The organism is Pseudomonas sp. SORT22 (assembly GCF_018417635.1).
Classification (GTDB): domain Bacteria; phylum Pseudomonadota; class Gammaproteobacteria; order Pseudomonadales; family Pseudomonadaceae; genus Aquipseudomonas.
On record NZ_CP071007.1, the window covers coordinates 3,736,231 to 3,756,022 of the forward strand.

General features: G+C 60.4%; 18 protein-coding genes. 13 read left to right on the forward strand and 5 right to left on the reverse strand.

The features are described from left to right. Nucleotides 1–170: 170 nt before the first annotated feature. A complete protein-coding gene (locus JYG36_RS17035; protein WP_213601755.1) occupies nt 171–1,001 on the reverse strand; it encodes an alpha/beta fold hydrolase in 831 nt (276 codons plus the stop codon). Between the two features lie 237 nt (nt 1,002–1,238). Here JYG36_RS17035 and JYG36_RS17040 point away from each other — a divergent pair, with 237 nt between their 5' ends. After that, nucleotides 1,239–1,718 carry a MerR family transcriptional regulator gene (locus JYG36_RS17040; RefSeq protein WP_213604443.1) on the forward strand — a complete coding sequence of 160 codons (480 nt, stop codon included), beginning with the start codon at nt 1,239–1,241 and terminating at the stop codon, nt 1,716–1,718. A 15-nt stretch (nt 1,719–1,733) separates the two neighbouring features. Here JYG36_RS17040 and JYG36_RS17045 read toward each other — a convergent pair whose 3' ends face one another. Continuing rightward, the gene (locus tag JYG36_RS17045) at nt 1,734–2,660 is read right to left on the reverse strand and encodes an acetoacetate decarboxylase (ADC) (RefSeq protein ID WP_213604445.1); all 927 of its coding nucleotides are present in this window, start codon (nt 2,658–2,660) and stop codon (nt 1,734–1,736) included. A gap of 115 nt (nt 2,661–2,775) precedes the next feature. Further along, on the reverse strand, nt 2,776–3,579 hold the full coding sequence (locus JYG36_RS17050; RefSeq protein WP_213601756.1) for a type 1 glutamine amidotransferase domain-containing protein: 804 nt from the start codon (nt 3,577–3,579) through the stop codon (nt 2,776–2,778). A gap of 195 nt (nt 3,580–3,774) precedes the next feature. Here JYG36_RS17050 and JYG36_RS17055 point away from each other — a divergent pair, with 195 nt between their 5' ends. The 6 genes from JYG36_RS17055 to JYG36_RS17080 all read left to right on the forward strand — a co-directional run bounded on the left by JYG36_RS17055 (nt 3,775) and on the right by JYG36_RS17080 (nt 10,755). Continuing rightward, nucleotides 3,775–4,854 (forward strand): saccharopine dehydrogenase family protein, encoded by a 1,080-nt coding sequence (locus tag JYG36_RS17055; RefSeq protein ID WP_213601758.1) that lies wholly within the window; start codon nt 3,775–3,777, stop codon nt 4,852–4,854. A 73-nt stretch (nt 4,855–4,927) separates the two neighbouring features. Then, nucleotides 4,928–6,184 (forward strand): NADH:flavin oxidoreductase/NADH oxidase family protein, encoded by a 1,257-nt coding sequence (locus tag JYG36_RS17060; RefSeq protein ID WP_213601760.1) that lies wholly within the window; start codon nt 4,928–4,930, stop codon nt 6,182–6,184. Continuing rightward, nucleotides 6,181–7,617, forward strand: coding sequence for a coniferyl aldehyde dehydrogenase (locus tag JYG36_RS17065; RefSeq protein ID WP_213601762.1), 1,437 nt, complete (start codon nt 6,181–6,183; stop codon nt 7,615–7,617). Before JYG36_RS17060 ends, JYG36_RS17065 begins: the two co-directional genes overlap by 4 nt. Nucleotides 7,618–8,205: 588 nt before the next feature. Then, nucleotides 8,206–8,475, forward strand: coding sequence for a DUF3077 domain-containing protein (locus JYG36_RS17070; protein WP_213601764.1), 270 nt, complete (start codon nt 8,206–8,208; stop codon nt 8,473–8,475). A gap of 113 nt (nt 8,476–8,588) precedes the next feature. Beyond that, a complete protein-coding gene (locus JYG36_RS17075; RefSeq protein WP_213601766.1) occupies nt 8,589–9,461 on the forward strand; it encodes a universal stress protein in 873 nt (290 codons plus the stop codon). Between the two features lie 364 nt (nt 9,462–9,825). After that, nucleotides 9,826–10,755 (forward strand): IS110 family transposase, encoded by a 930-nt coding sequence (locus JYG36_RS17080; protein ID WP_213601769.1) that lies wholly within the window; start codon nt 9,826–9,828, stop codon nt 10,753–10,755. Nucleotides 10,756–10,809: 54 nt separating this feature from the next. On the opposite strand, the gene JYG36_RS17085 is transcribed toward JYG36_RS17080, so the two are convergent. Next, the gene (locus JYG36_RS17085) at nt 10,810–11,559 is read right to left on the reverse strand and encodes a helix-turn-helix domain-containing protein (protein WP_249744360.1); all 750 of its coding nucleotides are present in this window, start codon (nt 11,557–11,559) and stop codon (nt 10,810–10,812) included. A 261-nt stretch (nt 11,560–11,820) separates the two neighbouring features. Between JYG36_RS17085 and JYG36_RS17090 the strand changes: the two genes are divergently transcribed. The 4 genes from JYG36_RS17090 to JYG36_RS17105 all read left to right on the forward strand — a co-directional run bounded on the left by JYG36_RS17090 (nt 11,821) and on the right by JYG36_RS17105 (nt 16,457). Then, a complete protein-coding gene (locus JYG36_RS17090) occupies nt 11,821–12,378 on the forward strand; it encodes a GNAT family N-acetyltransferase (RefSeq protein WP_093384538.1) in 558 nt (185 codons plus the stop codon). An 85-nt stretch (nt 12,379–12,463) separates the two neighbouring features. Beyond that, entirely contained in the window at nt 12,464–12,979 is a 516-nt protein-coding gene (locus JYG36_RS17095) for a sigma-70 family RNA polymerase sigma factor (protein ID WP_045201214.1), read from the forward strand. Further along, on the forward strand, nt 12,976–13,899 hold the full coding sequence (locus tag JYG36_RS17100) for a FecR domain-containing protein (RefSeq protein ID WP_093384541.1): 924 nt from the start codon (nt 12,976–12,978) through the stop codon (nt 13,897–13,899). Before JYG36_RS17095 ends, JYG36_RS17100 begins: the two co-directional genes overlap by 4 nt. Nucleotides 13,900–14,009: 110 nt before the next feature. After that, a complete protein-coding gene (locus JYG36_RS17105) occupies nt 14,010–16,457 on the forward strand; it encodes a TonB-dependent siderophore receptor (RefSeq protein ID WP_213601771.1) in 2,448 nt (815 codons plus the stop codon). Nucleotides 16,458–16,468: 11 nt separating this feature from the next. Here JYG36_RS17105 and JYG36_RS17110 read toward each other — a convergent pair whose 3' ends face one another. Further along, nucleotides 16,469–16,927, reverse strand: a complete 459-nt coding sequence (locus JYG36_RS17110) for a GNAT family N-acetyltransferase (protein ID WP_213601773.1) — start codon at nt 16,925–16,927, stop codon at nt 16,469–16,471. Between the two features lie 278 nt (nt 16,928–17,205). Between JYG36_RS17110 and JYG36_RS17115 the strand changes: the two genes are divergently transcribed. Together JYG36_RS17115 and JYG36_RS17120 are read left to right on the forward strand one after the other, a co-directional pair. Continuing rightward, the gene (locus JYG36_RS17115; RefSeq protein WP_213601775.1) at nt 17,206–18,588 is read left to right on the forward strand and encodes a pyridoxal-phosphate dependent enzyme; all 1,383 of its coding nucleotides are present in this window, start codon (nt 17,206–17,208) and stop codon (nt 18,586–18,588) included. Next, entirely contained in the window at nt 18,585–19,763 is a 1,179-nt protein-coding gene (locus JYG36_RS17120) for a trans-sulfuration enzyme family protein (protein WP_045201209.1), read from the forward strand. Before JYG36_RS17115 ends, JYG36_RS17120 begins: the two co-directional genes overlap by 4 nt. Nucleotides 19,764–19,792 lie beyond the last annotated feature (29 nt).

Consider the following 19,792-nt stretch of genomic DNA (forward strand, 5'->3'; position numbering starts at 1 on the left):
TCGTGAAGGGCTGTAATCGACCCAAAGGAGACGCTCGCCAACCACCGCTTTCGGCTAAAAAAGCAGTTATCCATATTGCACAGTTTTGACGGCATCTCGCTGAATTTAAAAGCGCCAATTTGGTGGCGTTGAAAAATATAGGGCGGGGTTACCCACCGCCCTATAATTGATTAGCTCCTCACGAATGCGAGCAGATCGGCGTTAATCGTATCGGCATTGGTTGTAGGCATTCCGTGCGGGAAGCCCGGGTAGATTTTCAGCGTACTGTTTTGCAGAAGTTTGGCTGACAGAACACCGGCATTCTCATAAGGAACTATCTGGTCATCATCACCATGCATCACCAGGACAGGAATCTTGATGCTCTTCAAATCTTCGGTGAAGTCGGTCTGAGAAAACGCCACGATCCCGTCATAGTGTGCCTTTGCACAGCCCATCATGCCTTGTCGCCACCAGTTCCAGATGGTTCCCTCGGACGGTTTTGAACCCGGGCGGTTATAGCCGTAAAAAGGCCCTGCTGGAACGTCGTAGTAGAACTGTGCACGATTCGCTTGTAGTTGTGCCTGCAAGTCGTCGAAAACTGATTTCGGCAGGCCACCAGGATTGCTCGGGGTCTGAACCATTAGCGGTGGCACAGCGCTGATGATGGCTGCTTTCGACACTCGGTCTTCGCCGTGGCGCGCGATGTAATGGATGACTTCACCTCCGCCGGTGGAATGACCGACATGGACAGCGCCTTGCACGCCGAGATGATTAACCACTGCCGCGACGTCATCGGCATAGTGATCCATGTCGTGTCCATCCCAGACCTGGCTGGATCGCCCGTGACCACGTCGGTCGTGTGCTACAACCCGGAAACCGTTGGCCAGGAAAAAGAGCATTTGCGTGTCCCAATCGTCCGCGCTAAGCGGCCATCCGTGGTGGAAAAAGACTACCTGGGCATCGCGTGGCCCCCAGTCTTTGTAAAAGATTTCAACACCGTCCTGCGTAGTGACATACCCCATGTTCGTATCTCCAGGATAAAGTGAAGGCCTAGACCGAATCGCGTTCGGAGCATGGCCTTGAATGAACAAAGTGCAGCCCATCCGATAGGCGGTTCAGAAGGCGCGATTGTGGATTTTTGCGCCTGCCCCATGACTTCCATAGCGGTTGAGCAACACGTTGTATTTGCGCTGCTTGGCCGCCCGATGACTTTAGGTTTAAAGTCAACTTTAAGGTCAATAGATTTTTCAGGGTGGGTTATGAGAATAGGCGAACTGGCGAAAATCAGCGGATTGGCGCCGTCACGCATCCGGTTTTACGAGGCAAGCGGCTTGATCAAATCCGTTGAGCGCAAGTCCAATGGCTACAGGGACTATGCGCCTGATACCGAGTGGGTTCTGGAGATCATCACCGGAGCGCAGGCGGCGGGGTTTTCATTGGAAGAAATCCGGCAATTGATGCCGATGAATGCCAGCGGCTGGCAGCACGAAGAGTTGCTCAGTGGGCTCAAGCAAAAGGTTGAGGAAATCGGTGTTCTACAGGAACGTTTAGCCCAAAACAAAGCGCAACTTCTGCTCGTCATCAAGGGCATCGAGGGTAAGCCCGAAGGCATGGCGTGTGCGGACAATGCGCAAATGCTGATAAATCGTTTGCGTGAAGAAGGGGGTGGCCAAGCTTCCGGCAAGCGTGCGGTAACGTCTTCCACGAGAAAAAACGCCCGCCAGGCTTCCGGAGCCTGACAGGCGTAACAGGTTTCAGCGCTCGCCAACCAGAGTGGCAAGCGGTTTAGGCGCGTAGAGCGCACTCTGGAACTCAGGCACGTATTCGTACTTCATCATTTTCCCGAGTTTCAGGGCACGGAGGTAATTCGACAGGCTGCCGTCACCCAAGGTGAGGGTGGCCGAATCCGCATCGCGGCTGGAGCCGTGGCTGAGCTGGCGGGAAACAGCGTACCCATAGGCCAGTCGGCCCTGATGATCGAGGTTGGTGAAGCTGCTGGTGACGATATCGACATCATTCGAGAGGCCATTGAGCTTCTTCGCTTTGAAGGACACATCGACCTTGCCGGTCTGGCTGTCGGTGATGTCATAGACCACCGATTGCGCACCTTCTTTGCGGTCAATCCCGGTCAGCCATTTCGGCAGGTTATAGCCGACGACACCACGAACCCGCGCAAGCTCTGTATTGACCGGCAGCTTGAGCACATAGCCCCAGAAATCGCCAGACATCGACTGGCCAATCAGCGTGAACGGCCCCAGATTCGATTTGCCGGGCTTGTTGGTGATGATCGACACGGCCACTTCGTTATAGGCGTCGTTATCGCAATGTTCATAGGTGTACGCGGTGAATGCGATCAAACCCCGGCCCGGCCAGACTTGTAGGGGTTGCACGGTGGCCATTACTTCCGGAGGCATCAGGGCCCGCAGTGCGTCCAGATCGGCCGTATAGACCGCCGTAACGCGACTGTTCTGGTAATAAAAGTTCGGGGAGTATGACTCGAAGCCAATGTCGACCTTGTGCTTTTCCAGTCCTTTGAACCAGCTCAAATCAACATCCGGCAGTTCTGCTGCAATCACCGACAGGGGCGGGTTCGAGCGATAACGGTCGTACAGGCCGCCCTTGACGACCGGCACTGTGTGGCCTGCGATATCGATTGTGTTGGTTTCAGTCGGGCTGAGCATTTCAGGCGTCCCCGCCAACACATGGTTGGCAATTGAGCTGAACAGCAATCCTGTTAATACGGCGCTTGCGAGTTTCAATCGGTCTTTCTCCGGGTGGTGGGAACTACTTCAGGGTTCAGCGAGTTACGTTTTCGCCAGAGAGCACCGCCATCACGGCTTCAGCTACGGCTTTGGGCGATTGAGGGTTTTGGCCGGTGACAAGCCTTCCATCCGTGATGGCAAATGACTTGAATGGCAGCCAGCCCTTGCGGTACCGCGCACCCTGGCTCACCAACTTGTCCTCAAGGAAGAAGGGAACCTGGCTTTTCATGCCGGAGAAGAGTTCTTCGCGATCAGAGAAGCCGGTGATGTTCTTGCCCTTGATGATCAACTGGCCTTGTTCATCCTTCAGATCCAACAGACCCGCTACGCCATGGCAGACGGCCGAGACGATGCCACCTTGGTTGTAGATGGTTTCGGCGACACGCCGCAGGTCGGGATTATTGGGGAAGTCCCACATCACTCCATGGCCCCCGGTGAAGTAGATGACGCCGAACTGGGACGGATCAATATCGGCGATCGGCAGCGTGCTTTGCAGGCGAGCGCGAAAGGCCGGGGACTGCAAATGCTCACGGGCGGCTTTGTCCATGTACAGCCAACCGAGGCTGCGCTCGTCCAGTGGCACCGCACCGCCTTTGGGACTGGCAAAAACTGTGCTGTAGCCAGCCGCCTCCACTACATCGGTGAAATGCGTCAGCTCAGTCAGCCACAACCCCGTGGTATCGGTTCGTGATGGATAGCTGGCGTGATTGGTCAGAATCACCAGAATTTGGCGATTCTTGGCAGTCATTGTGGAAGGGGCGGTGTCAGCATTTGCAAATGTCATGAAAGCGCTACCTATCAATACCAACGCATAAGAAACAAAGGTCTTGAGCATCATCCGGGTTCCATCAATCAAGCAGGTCAGCGCATGCTCACCTTAAACCTCGCTTTAAGGTCAATCCCCACTGCTGCAAATAATTTCCGCCGGCAGTTGCTCACTTCCGCTTGACCCTCAACCTGACTTTAACGCTAGCGTCTGGCACTGATTGGGCAAGGCAATAACGCACGTCATCAATACCGTCAGGAGCAATGCATGAGTCAGCAAGACAACCTGGATATGCAGTTCAAATGGATGATCTATGGCGCCAATGGCTACACCGGCGAGTTGATCGCTCGTGATGCTGTAAAGCGTGGACTTAAACCTGTGCTGGCGGGACGCAACCGTGACAAGGTCGAAGCCCTGGGTCGGGAGCTGGGCCTTGAAACCCGAGTGTTCGGACTGGACGATGAAGTGCGGTTGCTTGCTCAGATCAAAGGCCATGGCTTGGTTCTGCATTGCGCAGGGCCGTTTTCAGCGACCGCCACCCCTATGATGGAAGCCTGCTTGCGCGCCAATGCGCACTACCTGGACATCACCGGCGAAATTGCCGTATTCGAGCACGCCCAGTCCTTGAGTGAACGGGCGCGCGCGGCGGGTGTGGTCATTTGCCCCGGCGTCGGCTTTGATGTGGTGCCGACTGACTGTGTCGCCGCCGCATTGAAAAACGCACTGCCGGATGCAACGCATCTGGCGCTGGGGTTTGATTCGCGCTCGAGCTTTTCACCCGGCACTGCCAAAACTTCGATTGAAGGTATGGCGCAGGGCGGCAAGGTTCGTCGTGACGGCAAAATCGTCTCAGTACCGCTGGCGTATCGGGTACGGCGTATCGACTTTGGCGCCGGAGAGAAATTGGCCATGACCATTCCTTGGGGCGACGTTTCCACAGCTTGGCATACCACTGGTATTGCCAATATCGAAGTGTTTATTCCAGGCTCTGCGGGGATGATTCGCGGCGCCAGATTCGCCAATTTCATTCGTCCACTGTTGGGTTTGTCCTTCGTGCAGAGCCTGCTGAAGGCGCGCATCGGCAAGACAGTAGTCGGCCCGGATCAGGAAAAGCGTGCCGATCAAGGCACCTATGTATGGGGTGAGGCTAGAAACGCTCGCGGCGAATGCAGAGTCGCACGCGTGCACACCGCAAACGTCTACAGTCTGACGGTCGACGCAGCCTTGGCTGTGGTCGACTACCTGCTACAGATGCGCCCAGCTGGCGGCTCCTACACACCCGCTCGGTTGTTGGGCGCCCATATGGTGACGCGCTTGCCAGGGTCTGGCGCGTTGAACATCGACTGACCTTGAAAAAGGTATTGACCTTAAAGTTTACTTCAAGCTTAAGGTGGCCTCATCTCCAGTTGAGGACTGCTCGATGAATGTGTTCAACACCCTGATGCTTCCCAACGGTTCGACCATCAAGAACCGAATCGCCAAAGCCGCCATGGAAGAGAACATGGCGGATGCTGACCAGGCACCCTCCGAAGAACTCATGCGTCTCTATCAAGCATGGGCCGACGGTGGTGCAGGCCTAATTATCACCGGCAACGTGATGGTCGACGGCCGCGCCATGACCGGGCCGGGTGGCGTGGTGTTGCAGGACGATCAGCAACTGGACAAGTTCAAGCGCTGGGCGCGTATTGGGCGATCTAGCGGTGCGCAGTTCTGGTTGCAGATCAATCACCCAGGTCGGCAGATGCAGTCCAATCTTGGGCAAAAAACCTGGGCACCGTCAGCCGTGCCGCTGGAGCTGGGTAAAATGTCCAAGCGTTTTGCCACGCCTCACGCGATGACCGCTGGCGTGATCGAAGAAGTCATTCAGCGCTTTGCGAACACCGCACGCCTGGGCGAACAAGCCGGATTCACCGGCGTGGAAATCCACGCTGCCCATGGCTATTTGTTGAGCCAGTTCCTTTCGCCGTTGACCAATCAAAGGACGGACGAGTGGGGTGGCTCTCTAGAAAACCGAGCACGCCTGTTGCTCGAAATCGTCAAGGCGGTCAGGGCTGTGGTTTCTGCGGATTTTGCAGTGGCGGTCAAACTCAACTCCGCCGATTTCCAGCGCGGAGGATTCACCGCCGATGACGCGAAAAAGGTAGTTGAGTTGCTCAACGACCTGGGCGTGGACATGGTGGAGTTGTCGGGAGGCAGCTACGAAGTACCCGCCATGCAGGGTGACGCGCGCGATGGTCGCACCCTCGCTCGCGAAGCTTATTTCCTTGAGTTCGCCCGTGATCTCCAAACGGTCGCCCAAATGCCGGTGATGGTTACCGGCGGTATACGTCGCCGCCCGGTGGCCGAAAGCGTCGTGCAGAGTGGTGTGGACATGGTGGGCATCGGAACGGCGTTAGCCATCGATCCGCACTTGCCTCGTGATTGGTTGCAGGGCAAAGAGAATGCCCCTCAATTGCCGCCGATCACCTGGAAAAACAAAGCCATCGCATCCTTGGCGAACATGGCAGTAGTGAAGTTTCAATTACGCAAACTCAGCCGGGCTAAAAAGCCCGATCCGAGCGTTTCACCGTTGCGCGCGCTGATCCTGCAACAGCTCTTCATGGCCTTTCGCACTCGCCAGTATCGGAAATGGATTGAAACGTCTGCGCATTACAACGGCCTGGGAGACGCAAGATGACCGTCGCTGTAGAAGACTCCCCAGTTATCGACATCGCCAATACGCTCGACCAACAAAGAAGGGCATTTCTTAACGACGGGCCACCCGGCCTCAAACGACGCAGGACCAACCTGATCAAATTGCGCGCGGTGGTTCTCGCTCACAGGCGTGAAGTAGAGGATGCGATCAGTACTGATTTCGGCAATCGCTCCAGGCATGAAACCGACATCATGGAACTGCTTGGCGTGGTTCAGTCCATTGACTACTTGTTGCGACACCTGCGCCGTTTCATGAAGCCCGAACGTCGTCATGTCGCGGCGTTTCATCGCGCCGGCCGCGCCTATGTGGAGTACCAGCCTAAAGGTGTGATTGGAGTCATGGCGCCTTGGAACTACCCGTTCTCCCTAACCTTCATCCCATTGGCAACTGCGCTCGCGGCTGGCAACCGGGTGATGATCAAACCCTCCGAGCTTACGCCACGCACCAGCGAATTGATTCAGCGCATGCTGGCGAGCTGCTTTTCTGCCGATGAGGTAGCAGTGGTACTGGGCGGCCCTGAGACAGGCGCCTATTTCAGCAGACTTCCGTTCGATCACCTGCTGTTCACCGGCAGCACTCAGGTAGGTCGAATGGTAATGCGCGCCGCCAGTGACAATCTGGTACCGCTGACCCTTGAACTGGGCGGCAAGAGCCCCGTGGTCTTGGCGCCAGGCCATGCAGGGCGTAGCGCATTGGAAAGCATCGTCTTCGGCAAATTATCCAATGCTGGTCAGACCTGCGTTGCACCGGACTACGCCCTGGTTCATGAAGACGACCTGGGCGAGTTCATCACCCAATACCGCGACGCTGTTGCCCGTACTTATCCGCAAGGCCCAGCCAGTCCCGATTACACCTCGATCATCAGCGACAGGCATTACATGCGGTTGCATACTCTCATCAAAGACGCGCGCGCAAAGGGAGCAGACGTGATCGAGGTAGGAGTGACCCCAGAGCGTGCGACAGAGCGACCGCGGACATTGGCTCCGGTGTTGATCGTGGGAGCCGAAGACGATGCATTGGTCATGCAGGAAGAAATCTTCGGCCCACTGCTACCGGTTCGCACCTACCGCTCTCTCGACGAAGTAATTGACTACATCAACGCCAGGCCGCGTCCACTAGCGCTTTACTATTTCGGCAATATGGATGCCGACAGCGAGGCTGTGCTCAAGCGCACCACATCCGGGAATGTCGGCATCAACAACACTCTGCTGCACGTTGCTGTGGATGATCTACCATTCGGCGGCGTAGGGCCGAGCGGTATGGGGGCCTACCACGGTATCGAGGGTTTTCGCTCCATGAGCCATGCCAAGGGAGTATTCGTCCAGGGGCGCTGGAGCCTACCTAGCCTGCTTAGAGCACCTTTCGGCAAACTGGCTAAATTCGCCATAGCAATCACGCTTCGGGCGCGGCCATAACTCCGAGTCGAGCGGTAGAGGAAGTACACCAGCGCCAGGCTGTTTCAGTCCGTTGGCAGACAAACCCCTCGACGAGGCATCTGGGGCATCGTGGGCAACAACACGCCACTTTGCTTCATTCGTGATCAGACGAAGCACACTTTTGGCTGATTTTTGCCTGTCACGAAGGGCCGCTTCTGGCCGATTGCTGCCCTGCACGAAGGGCCGCTATGGGTCGAAAGCAGCCGATCACGACTAATCGCTGACGCCCCAAAGCGGCCGGTGGCGAACTGTAGAAATTGTAAAGGGCCAAATGCCCTCATTCAGAATCCCAGCTTGAATCCCCACCCCAACCCCGTTACCCTCCCCCAGTCGCTGCAAATTCAGCGACTCGGGCTTGGCGGTCCGGGACGAAGGCGCAAAGCGCCCCACAATCACCCTCGCAGGCGCTTTTTTTGTGCCCGCGATGATGCTTTATGGCGGGCTGCGCATGGACTTCTTCGGAAGTGCCGGGTTCCTTCGTACCGGTCCGCCAACCTTGCGTAGTCCGTCACCCTTCCCTGCTTGGCGGCAGGCGGTGGCGGATCCTTTCTACGAAGGAGCACCACCATGACCAAACCCGTCCCCGATCCACCCCTCAGCACCCAAACCAGCACCACCTTCGGCTCCTGCAATGGCAGCCACGATCCGCTGTTCGCTGTGCGTGCCGGCGTCTCGTCCGAAGACGCGCTGATCCACACCTCCATCCTGCTCAAAAGTGCCTACCAGACCAACGCTCACGCCTGTGAACGGGTCGATGCCGAGGTGCGCGGGTTGCTTTGGGCCACCGATGCGGCCCGCTTATCCCGAGCTATAGCGTTACCTTCCCTACTCCTTTGACCCAAATCAAGCCGCCGGGCCTGGTTCGCGAGACGATGGCTGCAAGCAAGGAATGGATCGACACCGGCCTCCGCCATCGATCCCTGTGCGCGGCATTGCATAAGGAGCCCCCCATGAGCCCGCTGAACCACGTTCTGGTCGCCACCGACCTGTCTTCTTCCGCCCGCAACGCGGCAGAGCGCGCTGCACTGCTGTGCAAGGCGCAGCCTGCGGCGCTGGACCTGCTGTATGTGGCCAACCCTGCACCCTACGAGCGTTTGAAGCAGGTGCTGGTGCCCGATGAAGATTTACTGAACCGGGTGCTGGAAACCGCCGGCGAAAATGTTCACGCCCTGGCCACGATGCTGTTCGAGCGCTATGAGATCAGCGCGGGCGTGCAGGTGGCGCCCGGCTCGGTGGTGACTGAAATTACCCGGGTGGTGCAGGATAAACGCAGCAACCTGCTGGTGTGTGGGGCTAAGGGCCAGAGCCTGGCCCGGCGCCTGCTGGGCTCGACCGTGCAGCGCATGCTCAACCGCATGCTCTGCCCGATGCTGGTGGTCAAGCAGGCGCCGCGCGACGCTTACCGCAGCGTGCTGGTGCCGGTGGATTTTTCACCCTCGTCGCTGCGCGCCATCGAACTTGCGAAAAAGCTGGCACCGCAGGCCGAGATCATTCTGTTGCATGTGTACGAAGCGCCCTTTGAAGGCAGCATGCGCTTTGCCCACATCGACCAGGACACCCTCACCCACTACCGCAACGTCATCAAGAAAGATGCCGTGGAGCAACTGGCGGCCTTGAGCGAAGCTGCAGGGGTCGGCGATGCCCGCCAGGTCGTGGTGCACGGCGACCCGGCCTGGCGGATTGTCGAGAAAGAGCAGGAGCTGGACTGCGATCTGATCGTGATCGGCAAGCAGGGCGACAGCGCGCTGGAAGAGCTGTTGATCGGCAGCGTTACCAAGCATGTGCTGAATGAATCGCAGTGTGATGTGTTGGTTTCGTTGTAGGTTGCAGGCCGGCATCCACAGTGGACCTGCGTACACCGGACCGGTGGGAGCCGGACTTGCCGGCGATCGGGCGCGCAGCGGTCGTGATCCAGTCAGCACCTGATGTGCTGGCTGCACCGGCCTCATCGCGGGTCAAGTCGAGGCGTCGCACCGCCGCTTGTGTCTTGAGGTTGGAATAGAATCAGAAGTGAGAGCGGTGAATGGCAAGCTGTACGCCGGTAGTGCTTAAAGCACGTGTGGGAGCAAAGCTGCCATTCACCTCTCCACTCTGGCCCGAGCCCGAACAGTTGATTGAGCGCCTCTCGAATCACAAGCGTGGGCCAAGCCAGAGCGCTCTCACAACTGAGTGTAAGAGGGTTCAGCCATGTTGTCTTCTGTTGGAATCGACACTGCCAAAGCCACGTTGGAAATCTGCATCAAACCTCAGAAAATCCGCTTCGAAGTAATCAATGAGCGCCCGGGCTTTGATGTGCTGATCGGGCGACTGAAGGACTTCAAGATCAGCAGAGTGTTGATTGAAGCGACCGGCGGCTACGAGAAAGAAGTGCTGATTGCATTGCGCTCGGCGGGTTTCGAAACCATCTGCATCAACCCAGCCCGTGCGCGGAAATTCGCCGAGGCGATGGGTAAAAAAGCCAAAACCGACAAGATCGACGCCGAGGTCCTTGCGGACTTCGCAGCACACCTCAGCGCTCCTCAAGGCCAACCGATCAGCCCGGAACGCGAAGAACTGCGCGAGTTGGTGAAGCAGCGCGCCCAATTTGTGCAGAGCCGTGATGACTACAAACGGCGTCGCCTGCAATGCCGCTCGGCAATGGTGATGGCCCACTTTGATGAGCACATCGAGCAGCTGAAAGTGCTGATCAAACGCCTCGACGAAGAAATTGACCAGGCGATGGTGCAACTGGACGACACCAGGGCGCGTCAGTTGTTGGCGGTGAGCGGAATTGGTCGGGTAACCGCCGCAAATCTGCTCGCCTCACTGCCAGAGCTGGGGCAATTGGACCGCCGTCAGATCGCCGCGCTAGTGGGCGTAGCGCCTTACAACAACGATAGCGGTAGCCATCAAGGGCACCGCCAGATATGGGGTGGCCGGGCGCATGTAAGGCGAGTCCTGTACATGTCGAGCTGGATCATCATCCGCCACAATACGGAATTTAAAGCACGCTACGAAGCACTTCGGGAGCGTGGCAAGTGTGCCAAGGTAGCCCTCGTGGCCTGTATGCGGGTGCTGATCGTCAGGCTGAATGCAATGCTGCGGGACAATACCCCTTGGCGAGTGCAAACAGCCTGATCAAGACAGTTGCTCCCACAGTGGATCTGCATGCACCAATCTGTGGGGCTGGCATTAGCCCTCGCCACCCGCTTGCTGCTCATGCCTACGATAGCCCGTCAGCGACACTCCGGTTTGGCGCTTGAAGTAGCGGCACAGGTAGGACGCGTCAGCAAAGTTGAGCCTGTCTGCGATCTGCCCGATCGCAAGGTCGCTGTACGAAAGCAGCGCCTTGATCTCCAGGGTCACTTGCCGGTCGATCAGGCCTTTGGGGCTGTCGTTGAAAAAAGCCCTGGTGAGTTGTGACAGGTAGAACGGCGTGATGCTGAGCGCGTCGGCATAGAACTTCACGTCACGGTGGCGCAGGCAGTTTTTGCCGATCAGTTCCCAGAAGCGCCAACTGAGCATCTCCTTGCGGCTGAATTCCCTGCGGCCTTTTTCCAGGCTGGGCAGTTGTTCGGCAATCTTCAAAAAGAAGGTCTGCAGCTGGTTGCGCAGCATGATGTGCCGGTAGCCGGGACAGCTGCGGGCAATATCGCGCATGTGCATCAGCCAGCCGTCCAGCAGCGGCCGCTCTGCCCTGGCCGGTATGCAGTGGGGATGGTCATGCAGAAACACGAACAAGGGGTTGGGCAACGGGTAGGCAACTTCCGACGCAAAGGCTTTGGGCATCAGGCAGTAAAACACCTTGAAGCCGCGTGAACGACGCGTGAGCAAGGCAATAGTATCCTCGGCCAGCACCAGCACATCGCCACGGCGAACTGCATGCTCCTTGAAGTTGAGAGTGAAGCAGGCACGTCCCGACAGGCACACCAGCAGCACCATGTAGGCATGCCCGAAAGCAAGCGGTACCCCTACCCCTTCGGCCTACGTGGTGTCACCCAGGCGGAGCAAGTCGTCAGGCGCATAAAGTTTGGGAATGTGCTGCATAGCGTTCAAGGCGACCCCATTCAAGACTGCTGAGCCTATCATCACCAAACCTGTTAATTGCGAAAAGTACCGAAAATGCCAAGGTACTGCTGTTTGCCGATCAGCCGCTTGCCACTACCGTGTCTCACCTGAATCAAGCCAACCCGAGAACAGCACATGAGACTGGAAACACCACGGCTGCTGCTGCGCCCCTGGCACGCCGACGATGCCGCCGACTTGTACGAATACGCCAGCGACGAGCGCGTCGGCCCCATCGCCGGCTGGCCCCCGCACACCAGTGTCGAGCACAGCGCCGAGATCATTCGCAGCGTGTTCAATCACCCCGAGGTGTATGCGCTGCAACTCAAGGACAACCAGCGGGCGGTGGGTTGCGTCGGCATTCTCATCGGCGCCAACAGCAACTTCGACATCAGTGAACAGGAAGGCGAAATCGCCTACTGGATCGGGGTGCCGTACTGGGGCCAGGGCCTGGTTCCGGAGGCGGTGCGCGAAGTAATGCGCCACGGCTTCGAAACCCTCAAGCTCAAGGCGTTGTGGTGCGGCTACTTTGCCAACAACAGCCAGTCGTTTGCTGCCCAATCGAAATGTGGCTTTCGCCATCACCACACCGAAGAGAACAAATACAACCCGTTCCTGCAGGACTATCGGACCGAACACATCAGCTGCATCACTTACCCGCAGTGGTTGCAACAGTACCAACCGGCAGGCCGCTGAAAACCGCGGCGCTTCCCTGCGGCCGCTGTCTCTCTTACAATCGCGACAAATTCCTATTCGCATTGGTTGTCGTTGAGAGAGCGGGATGTCCACACCAGGCTGTGATACAGAGCGCCATGAGCACCTGCAGACGCTTTACCAGGATTACAACGGCTGGCTGCGTGGCTGGTTGCGCAAGCGTCTGAACAACTCGGCCGATGCGGCGGACCTGGCCCAGGACACCTTCGTGCGCGTCCTGCTGGCGCGCACATCCGGCACCTTGCTCGAGCCTCGGCGCTACCTGGCGACCATTGCCCGTGGCCTGGTGATTGACCTCTACCGGCGCCGCAGCCTCGAACAAGCCTACCTTGAAGCCCTGGCGCTGCGCCCCGAGGTGCACGCGCCATCGGCCGAGGCGCGGGCCTTGATCTTCGACAGCCTGATGGCCATCGACCGCATGCTCGACGGGCTCGGTGCGCGCACCCGGCAGATCTTCCTTGCCGTGCAACTGGACGGGCTCACCTACGAGAAAACCGCCGAACGGCTCGGGGTCTCGGTGACGACGGTACGCAAACATCTGGCCAGTGCGCTGATGCACTGCCTGCTGCTGGATGAAGCATGAACAGCATTCTTGCCCAGGCGGTGGACTGGTATGTGCGCCTGCACGAGAGCACCGTCAGCGAAGCGACCCGCAGCCAATGGCAGGCCTGGCTGGCCGCCGACCCGCAACACGCCGCGGCCTGGAAGCGTATCGAACAGCTGCAGCAACGCCTGACCCAGGCGCCGAGCGCCCTCGCCTCCAGCACCCTCGAACGGGCCCGCCAAGGGCGACGGGCGACGCTGAAAACCTTCGCCCTGTTGCTCGGTGCCGGTGTGCTCGGCTGGCAGGGTTACCAGGCTTCGCCCTGGCGCGCGGACTACGCCACGCGGGTGGGGCAACGGCGTAGCCTGAGCCTCGCCGATGGCAGCCGGCTGGTGCTCGACACCGATACCCGGGTCGATGTGCGCTTCGATCAGCAGCAACGGTTGATCATCCTGCGCCAGGGCGAAATCCTCGTCGAAACCGCCAAGGACGCCCGCCCCCTGAGCGTGCAGAGTGACCAAGGCCTCATCCTCGCCCTGGGCACGCGCTTTACCGTGCGCCAAGGTGATGGCGTCACCCGGGTGAGCGTCGAGGCGCACGCCGTCGAGGTGCGTCCGCGCCTGGCAACCGCGCAAGCCGTGCGCGTTGATGCCGGGCACACATTGAGCTTCGCCGCCGACCGTGTTGGCCCCGTGCAGCGCGCGCCGGCACAGGCCTCGGCCTGGACCCGCGGCCTGCTGGTAGCGATCGACTGGCGGCTGCAGGACCTGCTCGCCGAGCTCTCGCGCTATCGCCATGGCTACCTGGGCTGCGCCGCCGATGTGGCCGATTTGCGCCTTTCCGGCACCTTTTTGCTGGATGACAGCGAGGCGGTGCTGGCCAACCTTGAGGCCTCCCTGCCAGTGCAACTGCGCCGGGTAACGCGCTACTGGGTGCGGGTGGAAAGCCGCACGGCCTGAGGGTGAAAAATATTTTCAACGTTTGGGTAACAGATTTTCATTCCTGTTTCGGCTCTTCCTGCACGTGCGCATCAGACGCAGCCCCTGCCAACCCGAACAGGAACCTTTGCATGTCCTTCCAACCGTCTTTTCTCGGCCGCAGCATCCACCGCGCGGCGCTTGCCCTGGGCTTGTCCGGCTCGCTGCTGGCGCTGACGCCGGCCTGGGCCAAAGCGCAGGCCTACGACATCCCCGCCGGCAGCCTGTCGCTGGCGCTGAGCCAGTTCGCCGCAGCCAACGGTGTGATGATCACCTTCAGCTCCGAAGACACGGCCGGGCTGTCATCGCCGGGTTTGCAGGGCGATTTTGAACTGGACCAGGGCTTTGCCAGGCTGCTGCAAGGCAGTGGCTTGCGCGTGGTGCAGGCCGGCGACAAGCGCTACGTGCTGGCCAAGGCTGACAGCAGCGCCGCCGTGGAACTCGGCGCCACCAGCATCAACGCCGCCGGCCTGGGCGCCACCACTGAAGGCAGCGGCTCGTACACCACCGGCATCACCAGTACCGCCACCAAACTGCCGCTGTCGCTACGTGAAACACCGCAATCGATCAGCGTGGTCACCCGTCAACGCATGGACGATCAGGGCCTCAACGATCTTACCGAGGTGCTCAAGCAGACCCCAGGCCTGTCGGTGCAGAGCCTGGGCAGCGAACGCTTCAACATCTACGCGCGTGGCTACAGCGTCGACAATTACCAGTTCGACGGCATTCCCACCACACTCGACATTGTCAGCCAGGTCTCGGCGCAAAGCCTTGCCGACATGGCGATCTACGACCGCGTCGAAGTGCTGCGTGGCGCCACCGGCCTGATGACCGGTGCCGGCGACCCATCGGCGACCATCAACATGGTGCGCAAGCGCCCCACCGCCGACTTCAAGGGCCACTTCACGGCAGGCCTGGGCTCGTGGGACAAGTACCGCACCGAGCTCGACCTGTCCGGCCCGCTGACCCCGACCGGCAACCTGCGCGGGCGCATGGTCGCGGCCTATCAGCAGAACAACAGCTACGTCGACCACTACTCCCAGGAAAAGCAGATTTTCTACGGGATTCTCGAAGCGGACCTGAGCGACAGCACCCTGCTCACGGTCGGCGCCGACTACCAGAAAAACAACCCTCAAGGTTCGTCCTCGGTGGCCTTCCCGCTGTTCTACAGCAACGGCCAGCAAACCGATTTTTCGCGCTCGACCAACAGCGCCGCGCGCTGGAGCAGCAACCCCCAGGATGTCCTCAACACCTTCGCCAGCCTCGAACACAAGCTGGGTTACGACTGGAGCCTGAAGGTGGCCGTCAACCAGATGTACATCAACCGCGATGACTACAAGCTGGCCACCGCCAGTTGGGGCTTCCCCGACATCAACACCGGCGCCGGGGTGCGCCTGTACGGTGGCGCCGGCAGTACCTGGCAGAAGCAAACCGGCGTCGATGTTCAGGCCCAGGGGCCTTTCCAGTTGTTCGGCCGCCAGCATGAGCTGATCGTCGGCTACAACTTCTCCCGCTACGAAAACCGCCACTCGCCCCTGCGCGGCACCGCCATCGAAGGCACCTCGGTCAATTTCTACGACTGGGACAACTACACCAAACAGCCGAACACCAGCAACGGCAAGCTGTATGACGGCGACACCAGCATCTACCAGAACGGCACCTACATCGCCACGCGCCTGCGCCCGACCGACGCGCTGTCGATCATCCTTGGCGCCCGCGCCAGCGACTACAAGTACAACTACGACATGGAATACGTGCTGACCCCCAACAGCAACCGCAACACCCAGTACCGCGAGAGCGGCGTGGTCACGCCCTACGCCGGTGTGGTCTACGACCTCAACGACATTCACTCGGTGTATGCCAGCTACACCAGCATCTACAAGCCACAAAGCGTGCGCGACGCCAGCGGGGCGACCCTCGAGCCGCGCGAAGGCGACAACTATGAAATCGGCCTGAAGAGCGAGTTCTTCGGGGGTCGCCTGAACACCAGCATCGCGGCGTATGAAATCAAGCAGGACAACCTGGCGGTGATCGACCCCGGCCAGGTCATCCCCGGCACCACCTCGGCGGCCTACAAGGCCGTCAGCGGCGCCACCACCCGCGGCTTCGAGATCGAAGCCAACGGCGAGCTGCTGCCGGACTGGAACCTTGCCGCCAGCTACAACCACAGCATCACCGAAGACGCCGACGACCAGCGCATCAACACTGAAGCGCCGGCGAACATGCTCAAGCTGTGGAGCACCTACCGCCTGCCCGGCGACTTCAACCGCCTGACCGTCGGTGGCGGCGCCAACTGGCAGAGTGGCACCCACATCACCGTGACCCCGAGCACCGCGATGGGCACGGTTAAGGCCAAGCAACAGCAGTTCACCGTGGTCAACCTGATGGCCCGCTACCAACTGAGCGAGCAGCTTAGCGCCACCCTCAACGTCAACAACCTGTTCGACAAGAAGTACATCAGCGCCCTGGACACCACCTTCTTCAGCGGCTACTACGGCGAACCGCGCAATGTGATGCTCTCTACCAAGTACAGCTTCTGAAATCGAGGTGCTTACAACGCCATTCGGTACTCGATAACCCCAGGCTTTTCGGCAATCCAGTCATAGAGCCGTTGGGCGGTGTGATTGGACTCCTGGGTGTGCCAGTACAGCCGGTCGCAGTGGTGCTCCCGCGCTTGCCCTTGCACGTACTCGATCAGCTGCTTGCCGAGCAGCTGGCCGCGCACGCCGGGGCAGACGTACAGGTCTTCGAGGTAGCAGAAGTCATTGCGGCCCCAGGTCGAGCGATGGAAGACGAAATGAACGAAGCCGTGGACCTGTTCGCCGTCAGCGGCCACCGCGCAATGCACGGGTTCGCGGCTGTCGAAGAAGCGCGCCCAGGTGGTCTGGGTGGTCGGCATGCCGATGTCGACCTTGTAGAACGCCTGATACTGGGCCCAGTGCGCGCACCATTGCTTGAAGTCGTGTTGCGTGACGGGGCGAATCGATACAACGGGATGTGCTGCGGTCATGGTCAATCCTTAGTGACGGTAGAAACTGCAGCGATTTATAGCGCGACAATGGCTTGGTTAAACCATCCAGTTTCTGCTTGCCAAGCAGACCACTTGCCACCAAGAAGTGCTGCCAAGCCTGCTTTGAGCCTGTGGGAGCGGGCTAGACCCGCGATCGAGCGCTAAGCGCTCGCCATCCGGGCACCGGCTGATGTACCGGCTGGCTGCACACGGTTGCGGCGGTTGCCATCCGGGCCTATGTTCCATGCGAGGCTTTACCTGCGCTGCGAGGTGACCCCATGGCGAACGACTCCCGCCCGGCCGTGCTCGAACTGATCGGCAATACGCCGCTGGTGCGTGTCAGCCGCTTCGATACCGGCCTGTGCACGCTGTTTCTCAAGCTCGAATCACAGAACCCCGGCGGCTCGATCAAAGACCGCATCGGCCTGGCGATGATCGACGCCGCCGAGCGCGATGGCCGCCTGCGCCCCGGCGGCACCATCGTCGAAGCCACCGCCGGCAATACCGGCCTGGGCCTGGCCCTGGTCGGCCGCGCCAAGGGCTACCGGGTGGTGCTGGTGGTGCCCGACAAGATGTCTACCGAGAAGGTCCTGCACCTCAAGGCCATGGGCGCCGAGGTGCACATCACCCGCTCCGACGTCGGCAAGGGCCATCCCGACTATTACCAGGATGTCGCTGCGCGGCTGGCGCAGGAAATTCCCGATGCGTTCTTCGCCGACCAGTTCAACAACCCGGCCAACCCGCTGGCCCATGAGTGCAGCACCGCGCCGGAGATCTGGGCGCAAACCCAGCATGATGTCGATGCCATCGTCGTCGGTGTTGGCTCGGCCGGCACCCTGACCGGGCTGACCCGCTTCTTTCGCCGCCTGCAGCCGAACCTGGCGATGATACTGGCCGACCCGGTCGGTTCGGTGGTCGCCGAATACAGCCGCAGCGCCACCCTCGGCACTCCCGGTTCCTGGGCGGTCGAGGGCATCGGCGAGGACTTCATCCCGTCGATTGCCGACCTTTCCAGCGTGCGCCAGGCCTACTCCATCAGCGATGAAGAAAGCTTCGATCACGCCCGCCAACTGCTGCGCGCCGAAGGCATTCTCGGCGGCTCTTCAACCGGCACCTTGCTGGCGGCAGCGCTGCGCTACTGCCGCGAGCAAACCGAACCGAAGCGGGTGGTCAGTTTTGTTTGCGACACCGGCACCCGCTACCTGTCCAAGGTCTACAACGACCAGTGGATGACCGACCAGGGCCTGCTGGCGCGCAAACACTATGGCGACTTGCGCGACCTGATCGCGCGGCGTTTCGAGGATGGCCGGGTGATCAGCGTCGGCCCCGACGACACCCTGCTCACCGCCTTCCAGCGCATGCGCCTGGCCGATGTCTCGCAACTGCCGGTGCTGGTCAACGGCCAGAAGCTGGTCGGGGTGATCGATGAGTCCGACATCCTCCTCGGCGTGCACCAGGACGCTTCGCACTTTCACTTGAGCGTGGCCAGCGCGATGACCGCCAAGCTCAAGCTGGAAACCCTGGGCCCCAGCGCCAGCCTGGCACAGCTGCAGGCCGAGCTCGACCGTGGGCTGGTGGCGATCATTGAAGACGCTGCCGGCTTTTACGGCGTGATTACCCGTGTCGATTTGCTCAATCACCTACGCAGGTCCTTACCATGAGCCAGCACGATGAAAGCGGCGCGCCACGCGCCTTCGCCACCCGCGTGATCCATGCCGGGCAGGCCCCAGACCCGTCCACCGGGGCATTGATGCCGCCGATCTACGCCAACTCTACCTACTTGCAGCAAAGCCCCGGGGTGCACAAGGGCCTGGACTACGGCCGCTCGCACAACCCCACGCGCTGGGCCCTGGAGCGCTGCGTGGCGGACCTTGAGGGCGGCACCCAGGCGTTCGCCTTCGCCTCCGGGCTGGCGGCGATCGCCAACGTGCTCGAGCTGCTCGATGCCGGCGCCCACGTGGTCTCGGGCAATGACCTGTACGGAGGTACTTTCCGCCTGTTCGAGCGGGTGCGCCGGCGCAGCGCCGGGCACCGCTTCAGCTTCGTCGACCTGGCCGACCTTTCGGCATTCGAAGCGGCGCTTGAGGCCGACACGCGGATGGTCTGGGTCGAGACCCCGAGCAACCCCTTGCTGCGCCTGACCGACCTTGCCGCCGTCGCGCGCATCTGCCGTCAGCGCGGCATCATCTGCGTGGCCGACAACACCTTCGCCAGCCCGTGGGTGCAGCGCCCCCTGGAGCTGGGCTTCGATATCGTCCTGCACTCGACCACCAAGTACCTCAACGGCCACTCCGATGTGATCGGCGGCATCGCCGTGGTCGGCAACAACCCGCAGCTGGCCGAGCGCCTGGGCTTTTTGCAGAACTCGGTGGGCGCCATTGCCGGGCCGTTCGACGCCTTCCTCACCCTGCGCGGGGTGAAGACCCTGGCGCTGCGCATGGAGCGCCACTGCAGCAATGCCCTGGAGCTTGCGCAATGGCTTGAGCGTCAGCCGCAGGTGGCGCGGGTCTACTACCCGGGCCTGGCCTCGCACCCGCAGCACGCGCTGGCGCGCCAGCAGATGCGTGGCTTTGGCGGGATGATCTCCCTTGACCTGAACAGCGACCTGGCCGGCGCCAAGCGCTTTCTTGAAGCGGTGCAGATCTTCGCCCTGGCCGAGAGCCTGGGCGGGGTCGAAAGCCTGATCGAACACCCGGCGATCATGACCCACGCCAGCATTCCGGCAGAGAACCGCGCGCAACTGGGCATCGGTGATGCCCTGGTGCGCTTGTCGGTGGGGGTCGAGGATGTCGACGACCTGCGCGCTGACCTGGCCCAGGCGCTGGCGCAGGTTTGAGCGCTCGGGGTGCTGGTGGCTGGGTGAGC